Source organism: Polaromonas sp. P1_H6 (assembly GCF_056405195.1).
The window spans coordinates 1-15,769 of sequence record NZ_JBFUCN010000026.1; the positions used below are offsets into that span (position 1 = coordinate 1).

15 protein-coding genes are annotated in these 15,769 nt (G+C 64.5%); 7 read left to right on the forward strand and 8 right to left on the reverse strand.

Annotation, left to right across the window (positions count from 1 at the left end; all coding sequences use genetic code 11):
• Nucleotides 1-594: 594 nt before the first annotated feature.
• The 3 genes from AC1D1F_RS19940 to katG all read right to left on the reverse strand — a co-directional run bounded on the left by AC1D1F_RS19940 (nt 595) and on the right by katG (nt 3,787).
• Nucleotides 595-1,092 carry an N-acetyltransferase family protein gene (locus tag AC1D1F_RS19940; protein WP_477679394.1) on the reverse strand — a complete coding sequence of 166 codons (498 nt, stop codon included), beginning with the start codon at nt 1,090-1,092 and terminating at the stop codon, nt 595-597.
• Nucleotides 1,089-1,418 (reverse strand): carboxymuconolactone decarboxylase family protein, encoded by a 330-nt coding sequence (locus AC1D1F_RS19945; RefSeq protein ID WP_477697336.1) that lies wholly within the window; start codon nt 1,416-1,418, stop codon nt 1,089-1,091. Before AC1D1F_RS19945 ends, AC1D1F_RS19940 begins: the two co-directional genes overlap by 4 nt.
• Before the next feature lie 158 nt (nt 1,419-1,576).
• The gene (katG, locus tag AC1D1F_RS19950; RefSeq protein ID WP_477697335.1) at nt 1,577-3,787 is read right to left on the reverse strand and encodes a catalase/peroxidase HPI; all 2,211 of its coding nucleotides are present in this window, start codon (nt 3,785-3,787) and stop codon (nt 1,577-1,579) included.
• A gap of 257 nt (nt 3,788-4,044) precedes the next feature.
• Here katG and AC1D1F_RS19955 point away from each other — a divergent pair, with 257 nt between their 5' ends.
• On the forward strand, nt 4,045-4,668 hold the full coding sequence (locus AC1D1F_RS19955; RefSeq protein ID WP_477697334.1) for a peroxidase-related enzyme: 624 nt from the start codon (nt 4,045-4,047) through the stop codon (nt 4,666-4,668).
• Nucleotides 4,669-4,675: 7 nt separating this feature from the next.
• Nucleotides 4,676-5,587, forward strand: coding sequence for a metal-dependent hydrolase (locus tag AC1D1F_RS19960; protein ID WP_477697333.1), 912 nt, complete (start codon nt 4,676-4,678; stop codon nt 5,585-5,587).
• Between the two features lie 4 nt (nt 5,588-5,591).
• On the opposite strand, the gene AC1D1F_RS19965 is transcribed toward AC1D1F_RS19960, so the two are convergent.
• The 4 genes from AC1D1F_RS19965 to AC1D1F_RS19980 are packed head-to-tail and all read right to left on the reverse strand — an operon-like array spanning nt 5,592 to nt 8,418.
• Nucleotides 5,592-6,014 (reverse strand): acyl-CoA thioesterase, encoded by a 423-nt coding sequence (locus AC1D1F_RS19965; protein WP_477697332.1) that lies wholly within the window; start codon nt 6,012-6,014, stop codon nt 5,592-5,594.
• 14 nt (nt 6,015-6,028) lie between these two features.
• Complete coding sequence (locus tag AC1D1F_RS19970) at nt 6,029-6,931, reverse strand: DMT family transporter (RefSeq protein WP_477676213.1); 903 nt, start codon at nt 6,929-6,931, stop codon at nt 6,029-6,031.
• Between the two features lie 10 nt (nt 6,932-6,941).
• Nucleotides 6,942-7,592 (reverse strand): LysE family translocator, encoded by a 651-nt coding sequence (locus tag AC1D1F_RS19975; protein ID WP_477676214.1) that lies wholly within the window; start codon nt 7,590-7,592, stop codon nt 6,942-6,944.
• Between the two features lie 43 nt (nt 7,593-7,635).
• Nucleotides 7,636-8,418, reverse strand: a complete 783-nt coding sequence (locus tag AC1D1F_RS19980; RefSeq protein WP_477676215.1) for an SDR family oxidoreductase — start codon at nt 8,416-8,418, stop codon at nt 7,636-7,638.
• Between the two features lie 125 nt (nt 8,419-8,543).
• On the opposite strand from AC1D1F_RS19980, the gene AC1D1F_RS19985 reads away from it, so the two are divergent.
• Nucleotides 8,544-10,229 (forward strand): electron transfer flavoprotein-ubiquinone oxidoreductase, encoded by a 1,686-nt coding sequence (locus AC1D1F_RS19985; RefSeq protein ID WP_477697331.1) that lies wholly within the window; start codon nt 8,544-8,546, stop codon nt 10,227-10,229.
• Between the two features lie 67 nt (nt 10,230-10,296).
• On the opposite strand, the gene AC1D1F_RS19990 is transcribed toward AC1D1F_RS19985, so the two are convergent.
• Entirely contained in the window at nt 10,297-10,908 is a 612-nt protein-coding gene (locus tag AC1D1F_RS19990) for a TetR/AcrR family transcriptional regulator (RefSeq protein ID WP_477676217.1), read from the reverse strand.
• A 232-nt stretch (nt 10,909-11,140) separates the two neighbouring features.
• Here AC1D1F_RS19990 and AC1D1F_RS19995 point away from each other — a divergent pair, with 232 nt between their 5' ends.
• From AC1D1F_RS19995 to AC1D1F_RS20010, 4 genes are all read left to right on the forward strand, one after another.
• Nucleotides 11,141-12,172 carry a saccharopine dehydrogenase family protein gene (locus tag AC1D1F_RS19995; RefSeq protein ID WP_477676218.1) on the forward strand — a complete coding sequence of 344 codons (1,032 nt, stop codon included), beginning with the start codon at nt 11,141-11,143 and terminating at the stop codon, nt 12,170-12,172.
• Between the two features lie 474 nt (nt 12,173-12,646).
• Entirely contained in the window at nt 12,647-13,762 is a 1,116-nt protein-coding gene (gene galE, locus AC1D1F_RS20000) for a UDP-glucose 4-epimerase GalE (RefSeq protein WP_477696780.1), read from the forward strand.
• A gap of 145 nt (nt 13,763-13,907) precedes the next feature.
• The gene (locus tag AC1D1F_RS20005; protein WP_477676220.1) at nt 13,908-14,246 is read left to right on the forward strand and encodes a hypothetical protein; all 339 of its coding nucleotides are present in this window, start codon (nt 13,908-13,910) and stop codon (nt 14,244-14,246) included.
• Nucleotides 14,243-15,769, forward strand: coding sequence for a lipopolysaccharide biosynthesis protein (locus tag AC1D1F_RS20010; protein ID WP_477676221.1), 1,527 nt, complete (start codon nt 14,243-14,245; stop codon nt 15,767-15,769). Before AC1D1F_RS20005 ends, AC1D1F_RS20010 begins: the two co-directional genes overlap by 4 nt.

Consider the following 15,769-nt stretch of genomic DNA (forward strand, 5'->3'; position numbering starts at 1 on the left):
CCAAGGGCTTTGCCACAACGGAGGCATTCGTCATCCTCGGGCGAAAGCTGTTGCGGGTGGCGTTTGCCGTCTGGAAGACGGGTCAGCCCTGGGATCCGGCCAAGCTGCTGCCGAAAACTGTTTGACAACAAATATAGAACCTCAAACAACGCGATCCCTGATCCGTCTGGACCTCCGCTCCTCGGCGCATCCACAAGGGTGGGCGCGGGGAAATGAAATCCAAACAGCCGAATACCAATACCGAACCTGAAGAAACAAGGACTCGCCTTGGCGAGTCCTTGTTTGTCTTGGTTTGTCTCTTTGGTATTTGTCCCCGCTCCTGTTCCCGATTGCCCCGTCCTGGCTGGGCCGAGGAGCGCAGAGACAAGCGGATCAGGGCCGGCGTTGTCTGAGCCGAAGGCGAGTTTAGCCGGACCCCGCTTGGCTCGAGCACCGCAGGTTGCCCGTAGCGAAGCGTAGGGACCCAGACTGCGGGTCGCCTTTCTTTTGCTTACTTTTCTTTGGCGAAGCAAAGAAAAGTGAGTCGCCGCCGGGCGACCCCGGCCAGCAACCTTAAGCAGAGGGCACTCCGTCGGAAACAAAAACAAAAACGACCTACCCCAAAGTCTTGAACATCACAAAAGCATCCACCAACCCCAACCTCAAATGCCGAAAAGCCCGAGGCAAAGTCGCCACCACCCCAAACCCCAACCTTTGCCACAACCGAACCGCCCGTTCGTTGGTCGACACCACCAGGTTGAACTGCATCGCCAGAAACCCCATGGCCAGCGCCTCGCGCTGCGAGTGTTCGCACATCGCCGACGCCAGGCCCTGCCCCTGGGCTTCGGGCGCGACCACATAACCGCAGTTGCAGACATGCGAACCCAGGCCGGGCTGGTTGGCTTTGATGAAATAGGTGCCGAGCACGGGTCCTTCGCCGTCGCGCACCACGTAGGTGGCGCGGGGCGCTTCCATCCATACGGCATGGATTTCGGCTTCGGTGCTGTCCGGCGAAAAAGCGTAGGTGTCGCCGGCTTCGAAGGTGGCGCGCAGCAGCGGCCAGACGGCCGGCCAGTCGGCTTCTTCGCAGCGGCGAATCTGTGTCGGGCTCATGGCTTGGGGGCGTCCACCACTTCGGCGGCCGTGCGGAAGGCTTCGACCGCGGCAGGCAGGCCGCAGTAGATGCTGGCGTGCAGCAGCACCTCCTGGAGTTGCTCCGGCGTCACGCCGTTGTTCAGGGCGCCGCGCACATGGCCCTTGAGTTCATGCTGCTTGCCCAGGGCGGTCAGCATGGCCACAGTGACCAGGCTGCGCGTCTTCAGGTCCAGCCCAGGCCGCTGCCACACGTCGCCCCAGGCGTTGCGCGTGATGTAGTGCTGGATGGGCAGGGAAAAGTCGGTCGCCTTGCCGAAGGCATTGGCCACGAAGTCTTCACCCATCACCTGCTTGCGGGTGGCCAGGCCCTTGTCGAAGTCGCTGGAAGATGTCGAGGTCACGTGAGCTCCTTGGAAAAAATTCTCAAAGCCCAAGCGTAGTGGAAAACAAAAAAGCCCGCCCAGGCTTTCACCGGGGCGGGCAGGGATCAACTTCGTTCGGGTCAAGCCAGGTCGTAACGGTCCAGGTTCATGACCTTGGTCCAGGCGGCCACAAAGTCGCGCACGAACACCTGTTGCGAATCGCTGGACCCATAGACTTCCGCGATGGCGCGCAACTGGGAGTTCGAGCCGAAGACGAGGTCGGTCACCGTCGCCGTCCACTTGAGCTTGCCCGTGGTCCGGTCGCGCCCCTCGAGCACGCCTTCGGATTCGGCGGACTTTTGCCACTTCGTGCGCATGTCGAGCAGGTTCACGAAGAAGTCGTTGCTCAATGTCCCGGGCCGTTTGGTGAATACACCATGTTGGGCCTGCCCAGCGTTGGCATTCAAGGCGCGCATGCCGCCGACCAGCACCGTCATCTCGGGGGCGGTCAGCGTCATCAGGTTGGCGCGGTCGACCAGCTGCTCGGCGGCACGCTTCTCCTGCCCCTTGCGGCCGTAGTTGCGAAAGCCGTCCGCGGTCGGCTCCAGCACGGCGAACGACGCCGCATCGGTCTGTTCCTGCGAAGCGTCGGTGCGCCCGGGCGAAAAAGGCACTTTCACGTCGTGGCCGGCCTTCTTGGCGGCCGCCTCGATGGCCGCGCAGCCGCCGAGAACAATCAGGTCGGCCAGCGACACCTTCTTGCCGCCGGACTGCGCGCCATTAAAACCGGCCTGGATGGACTCCAGCACTTTCAGGACTTTCGCCAGCTCGGCCGGCTGGTTGGCGTCCCAGTCTTTTTGGGGCGCGAGGCGGATGCGCGCCCCGTTCGCACCGCCGCGCTTGTCGCTGCCGCGGAAGGTCGCGGCGGACGCCCAGGCCGTCGTGACGAGTTGGGAGACGGACAGTCCGGAGGCAAGGACCATGGCCTTGAGGGCCGCGATGTCCTGCTCATTGACCAGCGGGTGGTCGACTGCGGGAAGCGGGTCCTGCCAGATCAATTCTTCCTTCGGCACCAGCGGGCCCAGGTAGCGCGCGGCCGGGCCCATGTCGCGGTGCGTCAGCTTGTACCAGGCACGGGCGAAGGCATCCGCGAACTCCTGCGGGTTGGCCATGAAACGCCGCGAGATCTTCTCGTAGGCCGGGTCCATGCGCATGGCCATGTCGGCCGTGGTCATCATCGGGGCATGGCGCAGCGCGGGGTCATGGGCATCCGGCACGGTGGTCGCGGCGGCCGGGTCCTTGGGTTTCCACTGGTGCGCACCGGCGGGGCTCTTCGTCAATTCCCACTCGTAGCCGAACAGGTTCTCGAAATAGCCGTTGTCCCACTTGGTGGGGTTCTTGGTCCAGGCTCCTTCGATACCGCTGGTGATGGTGTGGACACCGTGGCCGGCGCCGAACTTGTTGATCCAGCCAAAGCCCTGGTCCTCGATGCTGCCGCCCTCGGGCTCGGGGCCGACATGCTCGCCGGGATTGGCCGCGCCATGGGATTTGCCGAAGGTGTGCCCGCCGGCGGTCAGCGCCACGGTCTCTTCATCGTTCATGGCCATGCGGGCGAAGGTCTCGCGGATGTCGCGTGCCGAGCCCAGCGGATCCGGCTTGCCGTTCGGGCCTTCGGGGTTCACGTAAATCAGGCCCATCTGGACCGCGCCCAGGGGGTTTTCGAGTTCGCGATCGCCGGTGTAACGCTTGTCGCCCATCCACTCGGACTCAGGTCCCCAGTAAATCTCTTCCGGCTCCCAGACGTCGGGACGTCCGCCGGCAAAACCGAAGGTCTTCAATCCCATCGATTCCATGGCCACGGTGCCGGCCAGGACCATCAGGTCGGCCCAGGAGATTTTCCGGCCGTACTTCTGCTTGATCGGCCACAACAGGCGCCGCGCCTTGTCGAGGTTTCCGTTATCGGGCCAGCTATTCAGCGGCGCGAAGCGCTGCGTGCCGGAACCCGCGCCGCCGCGGCCGTCGGCGATGCGGTAAGTGCCCGCGCTGTGCCAGGCCATGCGGATGAAAAACGGGCCGTAATGGCCGTAGTCCGCGGGCCACCAGTCCTGCGAATCCGTCATCAACGCATGGAGGTCCTTGACGACGGCATGCAGGTCCAGGGTCTTGAACTCCTCGGCATAGTTGAACGCCAGGCCCATGGGATCGGACAGCGGGGAGTTCTGGTGAAGGATCTTGAGGTTGAGCTGCTCGGGCCACCAGGCGGCATTGGTTGCGACGCCAGCCAGTGCGTGTTTGCGGGCGCCGCCCGAGAATGGGCAAGAGGCTTCGCTTTGCGTGTTGTGATCGGCCATGATGGGTTACCTTCTATTGAGTAAGTGGCGCCGTGTAAGGGCTTGGAGGACTTGGAGGGCTTGGGCTTGCCAGGCGGTTGGCCTGTGAAGCACAGTCTAGGTTTCGCAACAAAATAATCAAAGGCAATTAAAAATATTTATCTCATAGCTTTTATTAATGACATCCCCGCTGCCCTGCTTCCGCGCCGCCGAACCCGCCCTCTTGCCTTACGCTTGAAGCCGAGCCACTTATTCATAAAGCCCTTGAAGGAGACCTGATGACCAGCCCCAAAACTTCCGGCGCGGCGCCCCGCTATCCTGCGCCCGAACTGAAAGACCTGCCGCAAGACATCCAGGCCAAAATCCTGGAAGTACAGGAAAAAGCCGGCTTTGTGCCCAATGTCTTCCTGGCACTGGCGCGCCGACCCGCCGAATGGCGCGCCTTCTTTGCGTACCACGATGCGTTGATGCTCAAGGAAGAAGGCTCCAACCCCAGCGGCACGCTGACCAAGGGCGACCGCGAAATGATCGTCACCACCACCAGCGCGGCCAACAACTGCTTGTACTGCGTGGTGGCGCACGGCGCCATCCTGCGGATTTATGAAAAGAAGCCGCTGGTCGCGGACCAGGTGGCGGTCAACTACCGCAAGGCCGACATCACGCCGCGCCAGCGCGCCATGCTGGACTTCGCCATGAAGGTCTGCCTGCAGGCCGACCGGATTGAAGGCGCCGACTTCGAGGCGCTGTACGGCCACGGCTTTGACGACGAGGACGCCTGGGACATCGCGGCGATCACGGCTTTCTTCGGCCTCTCGAACCGCATGGCCAGCTTCAGCGACATGCAACCCAACCCCGAGTTTTACTTGATGGGCCGCGTGCCCAAACCGCCCAAGCCGGCCTGAGGATTTCATGACTTCGACCGCCACCGCTCCCCCCATCGCCCCGGCCGCGCCCAATCCCGCAGCGGCCAACCCCTCCGGCCTGACCGTGCGCAAGCTCGAGGTCGACCTGGGCCAGGGCTTTGACCGCCACTGGTATGGCGGCGACGCCTTCCTGAGCCAGTACCACAATGCCTTGTCGATGAGCTTTCCGGTCGGCGAGCAATCCTTTATCGACTCCGTGCGCGACTGCGCGAAGCTGCTGCCGCAGACGCCCGAGCATGCCTTGCTGCACGAAGCCGCGGCGCAGTTCATAGGCCAGGAGGCCACGCACCGCCACATCCACGCGCTCTACAACGCGCACCTGGAAACGCAGGGCCTGGTCAACCGCTGGCAGCACTGGGCCACGGCGCGCATCGACTTCGCGAAGAAAAGAGGCATCGCGCCGCGCCACTTCCTGGCGGTGACGGCCGCCTACGAGCACCTCACCGCCGTGCTGGCCGACTACCTGCTGCGCCACAACGACACGCTGGACAGCGCCGACCCGAGAATGCAAACCCTCTGGCGCTGGCACGCGGCCGAGGAAACCGAGCACCGTGCCGTCGCCTATGACCTTTACCAGGCCGTGCAGGGCAACTACGCCTGGCGCATACGCTGGTACATCTACGCGGTGCTGCTGTTCACCTTCGACTCAGGACGGCAGACGGTGCTCAACCTGTGGCACGACGGCACCCTGTTCAAGCCCGGGACCTGGTGGAGCGCACTCAAATTCTTCTGGGGCCGCAAGGGGGCGATGTGGTACACCACGGGCCCATTGCTGGCCTACTTCAAGCGCGGCTTCCATCCGGACCAGGAAGCGTTTGTGGAGCCCGGGCAGCAGACGCGCAGCCTTGCCCAGCGTTGGTTCAAGGAGCACGCCGACAAGTTTCGCGTAGTTCGTTGAGAACTTAATCCTCGATCAGCTTGCGCATCCAGTCGGGCAGCGGCCTTGACTTCTGCGCCGGAAAATCCACCCAGATGGTGGTGGCGCCGCCCGCGGCGCAGATCACGCCCGGTGCATCGCTGCGCTCCATCGTCGCCCAGCTTTCAAAAGTGCTGCGGCCCGGGTCGCTGACATACATCTTCATCAGCACGTCGCCCGGGTATTCGAGCTGCTTGTAGAAGTTGCAGAAAGCGTTGACGATGACCGGGCCCTCGCCCAACGGATCGGGTTTGCAGCCGATGCCGTACATCCAGTCTATGCGTATGGTTTCCAGGTAACGGAAGTAGCTGCCGTTGTTGAGGTGGCCCATGGCATCCATGTCGCCCCAGCGGATCGGGATGACCATCTCATGGACCAGCTTTTTCTTCTCGGGGATTTCAATCTTCATGATGGCCATCGCACCTAGCGGTGCGCCCGTATGGAGGCAAGAATGCCCAGCGTGAACAACACGCAGGCGGTGAGCTGTACCAGGGTCGGCCAGCGGCCGTCCCAGGCAAAGGAATACAGCAGCGCAAAAATTGTTTCGCTGACGATGAGCTGGCCGCACAGGCTGGCGCTGAGCCGCTGGCTGGCCATGTTCCAGAGGATGGTGGCCAGCCAGGTCGAACCCGCGCCCGCGACCACGCACAGCAGCACAAACATCCATCGGTCTTCACGCCCGGCCAGCACGCCGGCATCCGAGCCCGCCACGCCCCACATCAGCAGCGCGCCCAGGCCGGTGGCCACGCCCAGCCAGTTGGCCCAGTCGGTGGCATTGACTTCAGGATGGCGCTTGAGCCAGGCGGAATTAAGGATGGCGAAAGCCGTCCAGCACACCAGGGAGGCCGTCACGAACAGCATGCCGCGCCAGAAATGCGTGGCCGTGCCCTGGCCGGCTTCGTGTGTGGACCCCATCATGAGCGCCAGCCCGGCCAGCGTGAGCGCCAGCCCCGGCAGCAGCGCGGCCCAGCGCAGGCTCCGCGGCTTGCCCAGCAGCATCACCCAGATAGGGATGGTGCCGATGACGAGCGAAGGCACTTCAGTGCCCGCGTCGCGTATGGCCAGTACCAGCAGCAGGTAGTAGCCGCTGAAGCCGAGGATGCTCATGAACAGCGCGGCCCAGGCCTGGCGCAGCGTGGGCAGGCGGCGGCTGCGCAGGCCCGCCAGCATCACCAGCACGGCCAGCACGCCGTAGACGGCAAAGCGCCCGGCCGTGAGGTCGATCGAAGAATAGCCGCCCACGCCCATTTCGAGCATGCGCGGTGCCACAAACACCAGGCCCCACAGCGCACCCGCCGCGAGCCCGGCCAGAATGCCCGTCAGCATCTATCAGGCATCAGGCGGTGTGCGCGGTCGCGACCAGGCGCAACCCGAGCAAGCCCATGGCGCCGGCGGCTGTGCGGTCCACCACGGCCTTGCTGCGCAGATAGGCGGCGCGCGGCACGGACGAAGACAGCACCACCGCCACCACGGCATACCAGCCGGTTTCCATCACGAGCACGCCGGCCAGCACCAGCAAGGCAGCCGGGAGGGGAAACCGCGCGGGCAGCAGCGCCGCGAACACGCTGCTGTAGACCACCACGATCTTGGGATTGCTGAGCTGCGTCACCAGCCCCTGGCGAAACGATTGCAGCACCGTGCGGCGCGAGGCGCCCTTTTCGTCGCCGCCCATCTCGAGCGGCTGGTGCGCGCCGCGCCAGATCTGGACGGCGATCCACATCAGGTACAGGCCGCCGACAACCTTGAGCGCCATGTAGACGCCAGGCAAAGCCGCCAGCAGCGCCTGCAACCCGGCCAGTGCCAGCATGGCAAACACCAGCGCGCCCAGTCCCATGCCCAGCGCGGCGGCCAGCCCGTCGGCGCGCGAACGCGAAACCGCGATGCGCGCGACCTGCACAAAGCTGGGGCCGGGGCTGACCACGCCCGCGAGCAAGGCCAGGAAGATCAGGCCTATCGGGCCGAGGTAAGGCACTACGGAATCCATCATGTTGTTCTCTCTCTCTCCGAATTGATTGACGTTGTGAATCGGTTCAAACGCCAAAGCCGTCATCCGCCGCTATCACCGCGCCGTTGACGAAATGGCTCTCACCGCTGGCCAGCATCACCAGCAGCGCGTCCAGGTCCTGCGGCTTGCCGATGCGCTTGCGCGGCAGCATCTGCACCAGCTTCTTGCCCTGCTCGGTCTCCCAGTGGTGGTGGTTGATCTCGGTGTCAATATAGCCGGGGCAGATCGCGTTGACGTTGATGCCGAACTTGCCCCACTCCAGCGCCATGGCTTTGGTCATCTGCACCACGGCCGCCTTGCTCATGCAGTACACGCCGATCTGCGGCAGCACACGCAGCCCGGCCATGGAGGCTATGTTGATGATGCGGCCGCCGGCATAGTTGCCGGGCCCGGCGCCGCGCGAACGGGCCAGCATGCGCTTGCCGACTTCCTGCGCCACGAAGAAGGCGCCTTTCACATTGGTGTTGAAGACGAAGTCGTAGTCTTCCTCATCCACGTCCTGGATGCGCTGCGTGTTGCTCACGCCCGAATTGTTGACCAGGATGTCGATGGGGCCGACTTCGGTTTCAGCATGGGCCACGCCGGCCTTGATGCTGGCGTGGTCGGTCACGTCAAGCTCCACCACGTGCGCGTCGCCGCCGGCCGCCTCGATCTGCGCGCGCAGGTCCTTGAGTTTGTCCAGCCTGCGGCTGGCCAGCACCACGGCTGCACCGGCGGCGCTCAGTGTTTTGGCGAACTGGGCGCCCAGCCCGCCCGAGGCGCCGGTCACGAGGGCGACACGCCCCGACAGATCAATGCTGTAAGCCATTAGAGGCTCCTCTCTCAATTTAAACCGTACAAAAGAGAACGACCGTTCGCATCGCTGCATTCGCGACATAAAATCCAACGCGAGACCGACAATCCTTCCTGAAAATCATTATCAGCGAGTCCCCGATGAATACCCAAGAAATTCTGGCCCAGTTCGGCCCCCGTGAGGCGATGGAATACGACGTGGTCGTGGTGGGCGGCGGCCCCGGCGGCCTGGCCACCGCGATTCGGCTCAAGCAGCTCGCGGCCGAAAAAGGCAAGGACGTTTCCGTCGTGGTGCTCGAAAAGGGATCGGAGCCCGGCGCCCACATCCTCTCGGGCGCGGTGATGGACCCGAAAGCACTGACCGAACTGCTGCCCGACTGGAAGGCTCAGGGCGCGCCGCTGAACCAGCCCGTCACCGCCGACGAGGTGCTCTTCCTCAGCGAAAAAAGCGCGATCAAGACACCGGCCTTTTTTGTGCCGGACTGCTTTCACAACGAAGGCAACTACGTCATCAGCCTCGGCAATGTGGTGCGCTGGCTGGCGCAGCAGGCCGAGGCGCTGGACGTTGAAATCTTCCCGGGCTTCGCGGCGGCCGAAGTGCTCTACAACGACGATGGTTCCGTCAAGGGCGTGGCCACCGGCAACCTCGGCATCGGCAAGGACGGCCAGCCCACCGACAACTTCCAGCTCGGCATGGAACTGCACGGCAAATACACCGTGTTCGCCGAAGGCGCGCGCGGCCACCTGGGCCGCCAGCTGATCAGCCGCTTCAAGCTCGACGCAGGCCGCGACCCGCAGGGCTACGCGCTCGGCGTCAAAGAGCTCTGGGAAATCGACCCGGCCAAACACAAACCGGGCCTGGTCATCCACACCGCCGGCTGGCCCATGGACAGCCAGACCTACGGCGGCGGCTTCATGTACCACCTCGAGGACAACAAGGTCACGCTGGGCATGGTCACCGGCCTGGATTACAGCAACCCCTACCTGAGCCCGTTTGAAGAAATGCAGCGCTGGAAGACCCACCCCAGCATCAAGCAGTATCTTGAAGGCGGCAAGCGCATCAGCTACGGCGCGCGCGCCATCACCGCGGGCGGCGCACTGAGCCTGCCCAAAACCGTGTTCCCGGGCGGCGCGCTGATCGGCTGCGAAGCCGGCTACCTCAACGCGGCGCGCATCAAGGGCAGCCACGCGGCCATCAAGTCCGGCATGCTGGCCGCCGAAGCCGCCTATGACGCCGTCACCGCCGGCCGCCAGCACGACGAGCTGGCCGCGTACCCCGAGGCCTATGCCAAAAGCTGGCTCGCGGCGGAATTGAACCAGTCGCGCAATTTCAAGTCCTGGTTCAAGAAGGGCCTCTACGTCGGCGCCTTCATGACCGGCATCGAGCATTGGCTGCTGCCCAAGCTGGGCTTCAAGAGCCCGCCCTGGACCATCCACAACAGCATTCCCGACTACGCCAAACTCAAGCCGGCCGCCGAGTGCACGCCCATCGTGTACCCCAAGCCCGACAACAAGATCACATTCGATCGCCTGAGCTCGGTCTTTGTCTCGAACACCAACCACGAAGAACACCAGCCCGCGCACCTGACGCTCAAGGACGCGAGCGTGCCTGTCAGCATCAACCTGGCCAAATACGCCGGCCCTGAAAGCCGCTATTGCCCGGCCGGCGTCTACGAGTTCGTGAAGAACCCCGACAACTCCGACCGCCTGCAGATCAACGCGCAGAACTGCGTGCACTGCAAGACCTGCGACATTAAGGACCCGACACAGAACATCGTCTGGGTCACGCCCGAAGGCGGTGGCGGGCCGAATTACGCCGGCATGTAAACACCGAAGCGCCTCCATCAAAAAAGCCCTTCTCGTCTTGAGAAGGGCTTTTTCTTTTGTCCTGGTATCAGCGGCGCGGCGCGGCAGCCATCAAGGCCTGTCCCGCCGTCACGAGTGAGTTCGCAGGCCCCTTCTTGCCGAGCAGCGGGCCGTTCATATATGCGCCGTCGATCAGCAGCACAAGCTGGCCGGCCAGATCGTCGGGCTTGCGAACCCCCATCCTCTTTGCCATCACGGCCAGGCGGCGCAGCAACTCCATCTTGTTGCGCATGGAAACCGCGCGGGCGGGATGGCTTGGTTCCGGGAACTCGGTCGCTACATTGAGGAAGGGGCAGCCGCGGTACCTGGGCGCGGCGATGTGCTCGGCGATCCAGCGCAGGTGCGCCTGCAGTTCCGCCTCGGCATCGTCCGGCTCCCGCGCCGCGACGCTTTCCCAGTCCTCCCAATATTCGGCGTCCTCGCGCTCGAGGAATGCCACCACAAGATCATCCTTGGTCGCGAAGTGCCGGTACAAGCTGGTCTTGGCGACGCCTGAGCGTTCCACTACCAGGTCGACGCCGACCGCCCTGACGCCCTCCCGGTAGAACAGCGTCGCCGCCGTCTCCAACACCCGGTCGCGCACGCTCAGAACACCCTGTTCGTCACTCACTCTATTGGCTACCGAAAGACTTTTTTTCACGATATTTCCTTTAAGAGCCGTTCACAAAACCCAGCGAAGCGGTCCTGGCTAGGCGCGTCGCCGCAGACAGTGCACCAGCACGGCAAGGCGACGCAACAACGCCAGGAGGGATTTTTGGACGGCTCCGCTTGACACGCTACAGATCTGTACTTTACATTATCCAAAACGCTACAGATCTGTATCGTTTTGACAAAAACAGCTCAACAAATAACTTCAACAAGGGGAATTCGTGATGACATCCAACAAGACAGTGACCGTCTACGGCGCCTATGGGCATACCGGGCAATTCGTGGTCAAGGAGTTGCGCCGCAGAGGCTGGACGCCCATCCTCTCGGGGCGCGATGCCGGCAAGCTGCAAGCGTTCGGCACGGAATACCCCGGTCTGGCACTGCGGCCCGCATCGGTCGACGACCCCATCTCGCTGGACCGTGCGCTGGCGGGCGCCGCGGCGGTCATCAACTGCGCCGGCCCGTTTGCCAGCACCTCCGCACCGCTGATCGAAGCCGCCATGCGCGCGCGGATTCCCTACCTGGATGTCGCGGCCGAAATAGAAGCCAACATCGACACCTTCAATCTCTTCGCGGATCGCGCACGTGAAGCCGGCATCGTTGTGGTGCACGCCATGGCCTTTTTCGGCGGACTCGGCGACTTGCTGGCAACCGCGGCCATGGGCGACTGGACTTCGGCGGACGAAATTTCCATCGCCTACGGGCTTGACAGCTGGCGGCCAACGCCGGGGACCCTGATCGCCGGCCAAGTATCCAAGCAGCGCCGGGACGGCCGCCGGGTCGTTTTCGCGGACGGAAAAATCGGCTACACCACGGAAGCAGCACCGGCCGCTGAATGGACCTTTGCCGCGCCGCTGGGAAAGCAACCAGTCATCGCGGAATTCACCATGGCGGACACGGTGACGATCTCACGCCACCTCAAGGTTCCCGAGATCCGTTCCTACATGACGGCCACGGCCGTCAAGGACCTGACCGACCCGAACCCGCAGGCGCCCGTGGCCGGTGACGACAGCGGGCTGTCGACGCAAACCTTTGTGGTGGAAGTGCTCGCGCGCCGCGGCGGCGAGGAACGCCGCGCCACCGCCCGCGGGCGGGACATCTACGGCTTCACCGCTCCCCTCGTGGTCGAGGCCATGGCACGCGTCCTCGGCGGCCAGGTCAAAACCACCGGCGTCCTGACCGCGGGTGAAGCATTCGATGCGGGGGACTTCCTGGCATCGCTGAGCCCCACGCATCTTTCTCTCGAGATGCGATAGCGATAGGTCTGACAGGCATTCTTCCGGCTCTCTGCCAAAGCAGGAGAACCCGGAAGTATCCGGAAGAACCCGCGCGATTTTCCAAAGGCCGCATCCTGCATGCGGCCTTTGCCTTTCAGTCGCGTGCACGCCACAGATACGCGGCACAAGCCTGGAAACCTTTGTGACTTTCTGTCGGCGCGGCAAAACGCGCCCTGCAGCGAGCGCACGGCAAACGCCCCCGTCCGCAGGCGGTTTCGGCGCGCCATTCACAAGTGCTTACCGAACGATTCGACACGCTTTAAGGCCTGTGTCCGGGCATCCGACGCAGGCTTGCGGCTTACGCTGACACGCCTTCCCTCATCGCCACAAAGACACTGGAGCTATCCCAGGTACGGGATGTGGCCGCGCCAATTCACCGGCGGCCAGGCCGTATGTGTCAGCGTTTTTTGGCGCATCTACCCGCTGCCCGTCAGCTTCATATCTATTGATCCAATGACAAAAAACATTCCCAGCGTGCTGCTGACCGGCGGCGCAGGTTATATCGGAAGCCATACTTTTGTGGCCCTGGTGGAGGCCGGCTTGCAGCCGGTCATCCTCGACGACTTTTCGAACAGCCACCCGGCCGTGCTGGAGCGGCTGGCGCAATTGACGGGCCGCAGCGTTCCCTGCGAACAAGGCAACGTGCTGGACACCGCCTTTGTGGCCGAGGTGCTGCGGCGCCACCGCTGTGTCGCCGCCGTGCACTTCGCCGGCTTCAAGGCCGTCGGCGAAAGCGTGCAGCAGCCCCTGATGTACTACCGCAACAACGTGAGCGGCCTGCTCAGCCTGCTGGAGGCCATGGCCACCACCGCCGCTTGCCGCTCCGTGGTGTTTTCCTCGAGCGCCACCGTCTACGGAGACCCGGCCAGCGTGCCGATTGATGAAGGTTTCCCCTGCGCGCCCGAGAGCCCCTATGCCGAGAGCAAGCTCATGTGCGAAAACATCCTGGCTTCGCTGCGCGTGTCGGATCCGTCATGGCGCACCGGCGTGCTGCGCTACTTCAACCCGGTGGGCGCACACCCCAGCGGCCTGATCGGCGAAGATCCGAACGGCATCCCCAACAACCTGATGCCTTTCGTGACTCAGGTGGCCGTGGGCAAGCGGGCTCGCCTGCAGGTCTTCGGCAGCGACTACCCGACGCCCGACGGCACCGGCGTGCGCGACTACCTGCACGTGTCCGACCTGGCCGCCGGCCATGTGGCCGCCGTGCAGGCGCTGCTGGCCAAGGGCGAGAGCTTCACAGTGAACCTGGGAACCGGTGAAGGCACCAGCGTGCTGGGCGTGGTGCGCGCCTTCGAGCGCGCCAGCGGCCAGCCCATCCCGTTTGAATTCGCTCCGCGGCGCGCGGGCGACGTGGCGCAGTATTTTGCCGACGTATCGTTGGCCGGCAGCCTGCTGGGCTGGCGCGCCATGCGCAACATCGACGACATGTGCCGCGATTCCTGGCACTGGCAGCAACGCAACCCCGACGGCTACCGGACCTTGCCCTCCGGCAGCCCCGCCACGCACGCCCCGGCGCCCGTGCGCAATAGCCCGAACGGACCCATCCGCCCAGCGGTCAGCGTGTGATTCGCCACGGCGCAAAACAGGTGCCCCATGCGCACAAAACACATCTGCTTTCACCAGCACAAAACAGGCCATGAGCCGTTCGGACTATTGCCGATTGCTGCACTGCACAAGACACTCATCTCCTGCTTTGACCGAGGAGAAATTCATGCTTAAAGCCCTCATTTCCGCCATTCTGGCCACCTGGATGGCGTCAGCATCGGCCTACTCCGATTCTTCCGACCAGCCGCCACCGCAGGCGCTCGCCGCCAAGGCAAGCGCCGCCAAAAACACGCCCATGAAGTTGCAGGCCGACGCCGATACGGTCAAGGTCCGCGCCGTCTACAGCCCGGACATACGCCCACGCCCCAACCCGCCACAGGCCTTCGCGGCCGATGACGAACCGGAGGCCGGCGAGTCCGGCTGGCGCTCCTACGGCATGCTGCTGGCCACCCTGGTGCTGATGGGCGTGATCGCCGTGCGGCGCTACAAGGAGGGAAGGCATTGAGCGTAAGCGGACTCGGCCGGCCCGGCGTCGCAGCGGTCAAATGGAGCGCAGCGTCCACGGTTGCCCGCTTCGCGCTTCAGCTGATGGCCCAGGTCGTCCTGGCCCGCACGCTGGGCCCGGACATCTTCGGTGTGTTCGCCATCGGTATGGTGGTGCTGACCTTTGCCACCTTTGTGTCCGGCTTCGGTTTCAGCTGGAGCCTGCTGCAGCGCGAAAAACTCAGCGACGAGGACGTGCGCTTTGCCTGGACCTGGCAGCTCATCGTGGGCCTGGCGACAACGCTGGCCGTTTACCTCCTGGCGCCCTTGCTGGCCGCCTATTTCCGCGAGCCGCGCGCGCTGGCCGTCATTGAATGGCTGTCGCTGGCCTGTCTGCTGGGCGCCGCCGCGCAGCCGGCCACCTACCTGCTGCAGCGCGACCTCAACTTCCGCGCCGTAGGCCTGGTACAGGTGGGCAGCTACGCGGCGGGTTATATCGCGGTGGGCCTGCCGATGGCACTGACGGGCCAGGGCGAGGCCTCGCTGGTGGCGGCCTGGCTGGTCCAAGTGGCGGTGCAGCTGGCGGCCAGCTATGCGCTCAAGCCGCACGCGGTACGCCCGCTGTTCTGGTATGCCGATGCGCGCTCGGCCGTGGGCACCGGGCACACGGTGTTCTTCACCAACATCGTCAACTGGGTGCTCAACAACCTGGACCGCGTGCTGATAGGGCGCCTGCTCAATGCGCAGGCGCTGGGCCTCTACAACGTCGCCTACAACCTGGCGACCATGCCCAACACCTTGCTGCTGGGCGCGCTGCAGCCGGCTTTCCTGGCGGCCGGCGCGCGCCTGCAAAACGATTTGCCGCGGCTGGGCCGCGCCTACCTGCAGATGCTGGCCACCATCATGGTGCTGGGCCTGCCGGCTTTTGTGACCCTGGCGTTTATTTCGCGCGACATCGTGCGTGTGCTCTACGGGCCGGCCTGGAGCGACGCGGCCTGGGTGCTGGGCGCGCTGTTCCTGTGCATGCCGGCCTATGTCATCTGGGGCCTGTCGACGCCGGTGCTGTGGAACACCGGCCGCAAACGTTATGAGTTCATCCTGCAGCTGCCGCTGGTCGTCACCGGCGCGCTGGGCTTTTACCTGCTGGCCGGCCAGGGCATCCATGTCGCCGCGGCCGTGGCGGGCGGGCTGCTGGTGCTGCGCGCGGCCGTCATCACCACTGCGGCCTTCCGCGCGCTGGACCTGCGCGCAAGCGCCTTGCTGCCGCACGCCTGGCGCGGCCTGCTGCTGAGCGCGCTCTGTGCCGGCGGCGCGCTGGCTGGGCAGCACGCCGTGGCGACATTCAACATGCCGCTGATTTCGCTGGCCGCCGGCGCGCTCGCGGCCGGTGTACTGCCGGCGCTGTTGCTGCTGCTGCGGCCGCAAGTGCTGGGCCCGGACGCCTCCGACATGGTCATCCGTTTCCTGCCCGGCGCGGCGAAGTTCCTGCGCCGACCCACGGCCGCTTCCGCCCTGCCCGCGTCCCTGGGCGAACAGCATCCTTAA

Coding starts and splice junctions, on each gene's coding strand:
- AC1D1F_RS19940 (WP_477679394.1), bottom strand. CDS start 1,092: ATGAGCCCGACACAGATTCGCCGCTGCGAAGAAGCCGACTGGCCGGCC.
- AC1D1F_RS19945 (WP_477697336.1), bottom strand. CDS start 1,418: ATGGGTGAAGACTTCGTGGCCAATGCCTTCGGCAAGGCGACCGACTTT.
- katG (WP_477697335.1), bottom strand. CDS start 3,787: ATGGCCGATCACAACACGCAAAGCGAAGCCTCTTGCCCATTCTCGGGC.
- AC1D1F_RS19955 (WP_477697334.1), top strand. CDS start 4,045: ATGACCAGCCCCAAAACTTCCGGCGCGGCGCCCCGCTATCCTGCGCCC.
- AC1D1F_RS19960 (WP_477697333.1), top strand. CDS start 4,676: ATGACTTCGACCGCCACCGCTCCCCCCATCGCCCCGGCCGCGCCCAAT.
- AC1D1F_RS19965 (WP_477697332.1), bottom strand. CDS start 6,014: ATGAAGATTGAAATCCCCGAGAAGAAAAAGCTGGTCCATGAGATGGTC.
- AC1D1F_RS19970 (WP_477676213.1), bottom strand. CDS start 6,931: ATGCTGACGGGCATTCTGGCCGGGCTCGCGGCGGGTGCGCTGTGGGGC.
- AC1D1F_RS19975 (WP_477676214.1), bottom strand. CDS start 7,592: ATGATGGATTCCGTAGTGCCTTACCTCGGCCCGATAGGCCTGATCTTC.
- AC1D1F_RS19980 (WP_477676215.1), bottom strand. CDS start 8,418: ATGGCTTACAGCATTGATCTGTCGGGGCGTGTCGCCCTCGTGACCGGC.
- AC1D1F_RS19985 (WP_477697331.1), top strand. CDS start 8,544: ATGAATACCCAAGAAATTCTGGCCCAGTTCGGCCCCCGTGAGGCGATG.
- AC1D1F_RS19995 (WP_477676218.1), top strand. CDS start 11,141: ATGACATCCAACAAGACAGTGACCGTCTACGGCGCCTATGGGCATACC.
- galE (WP_477696780.1), top strand. CDS start 12,647: ATGACAAAAAACATTCCCAGCGTGCTGCTGACCGGCGGCGCAGGTTAT.
- AC1D1F_RS20005 (WP_477676220.1), top strand. CDS start 13,908: ATGCTTAAAGCCCTCATTTCCGCCATTCTGGCCACCTGGATGGCGTCA.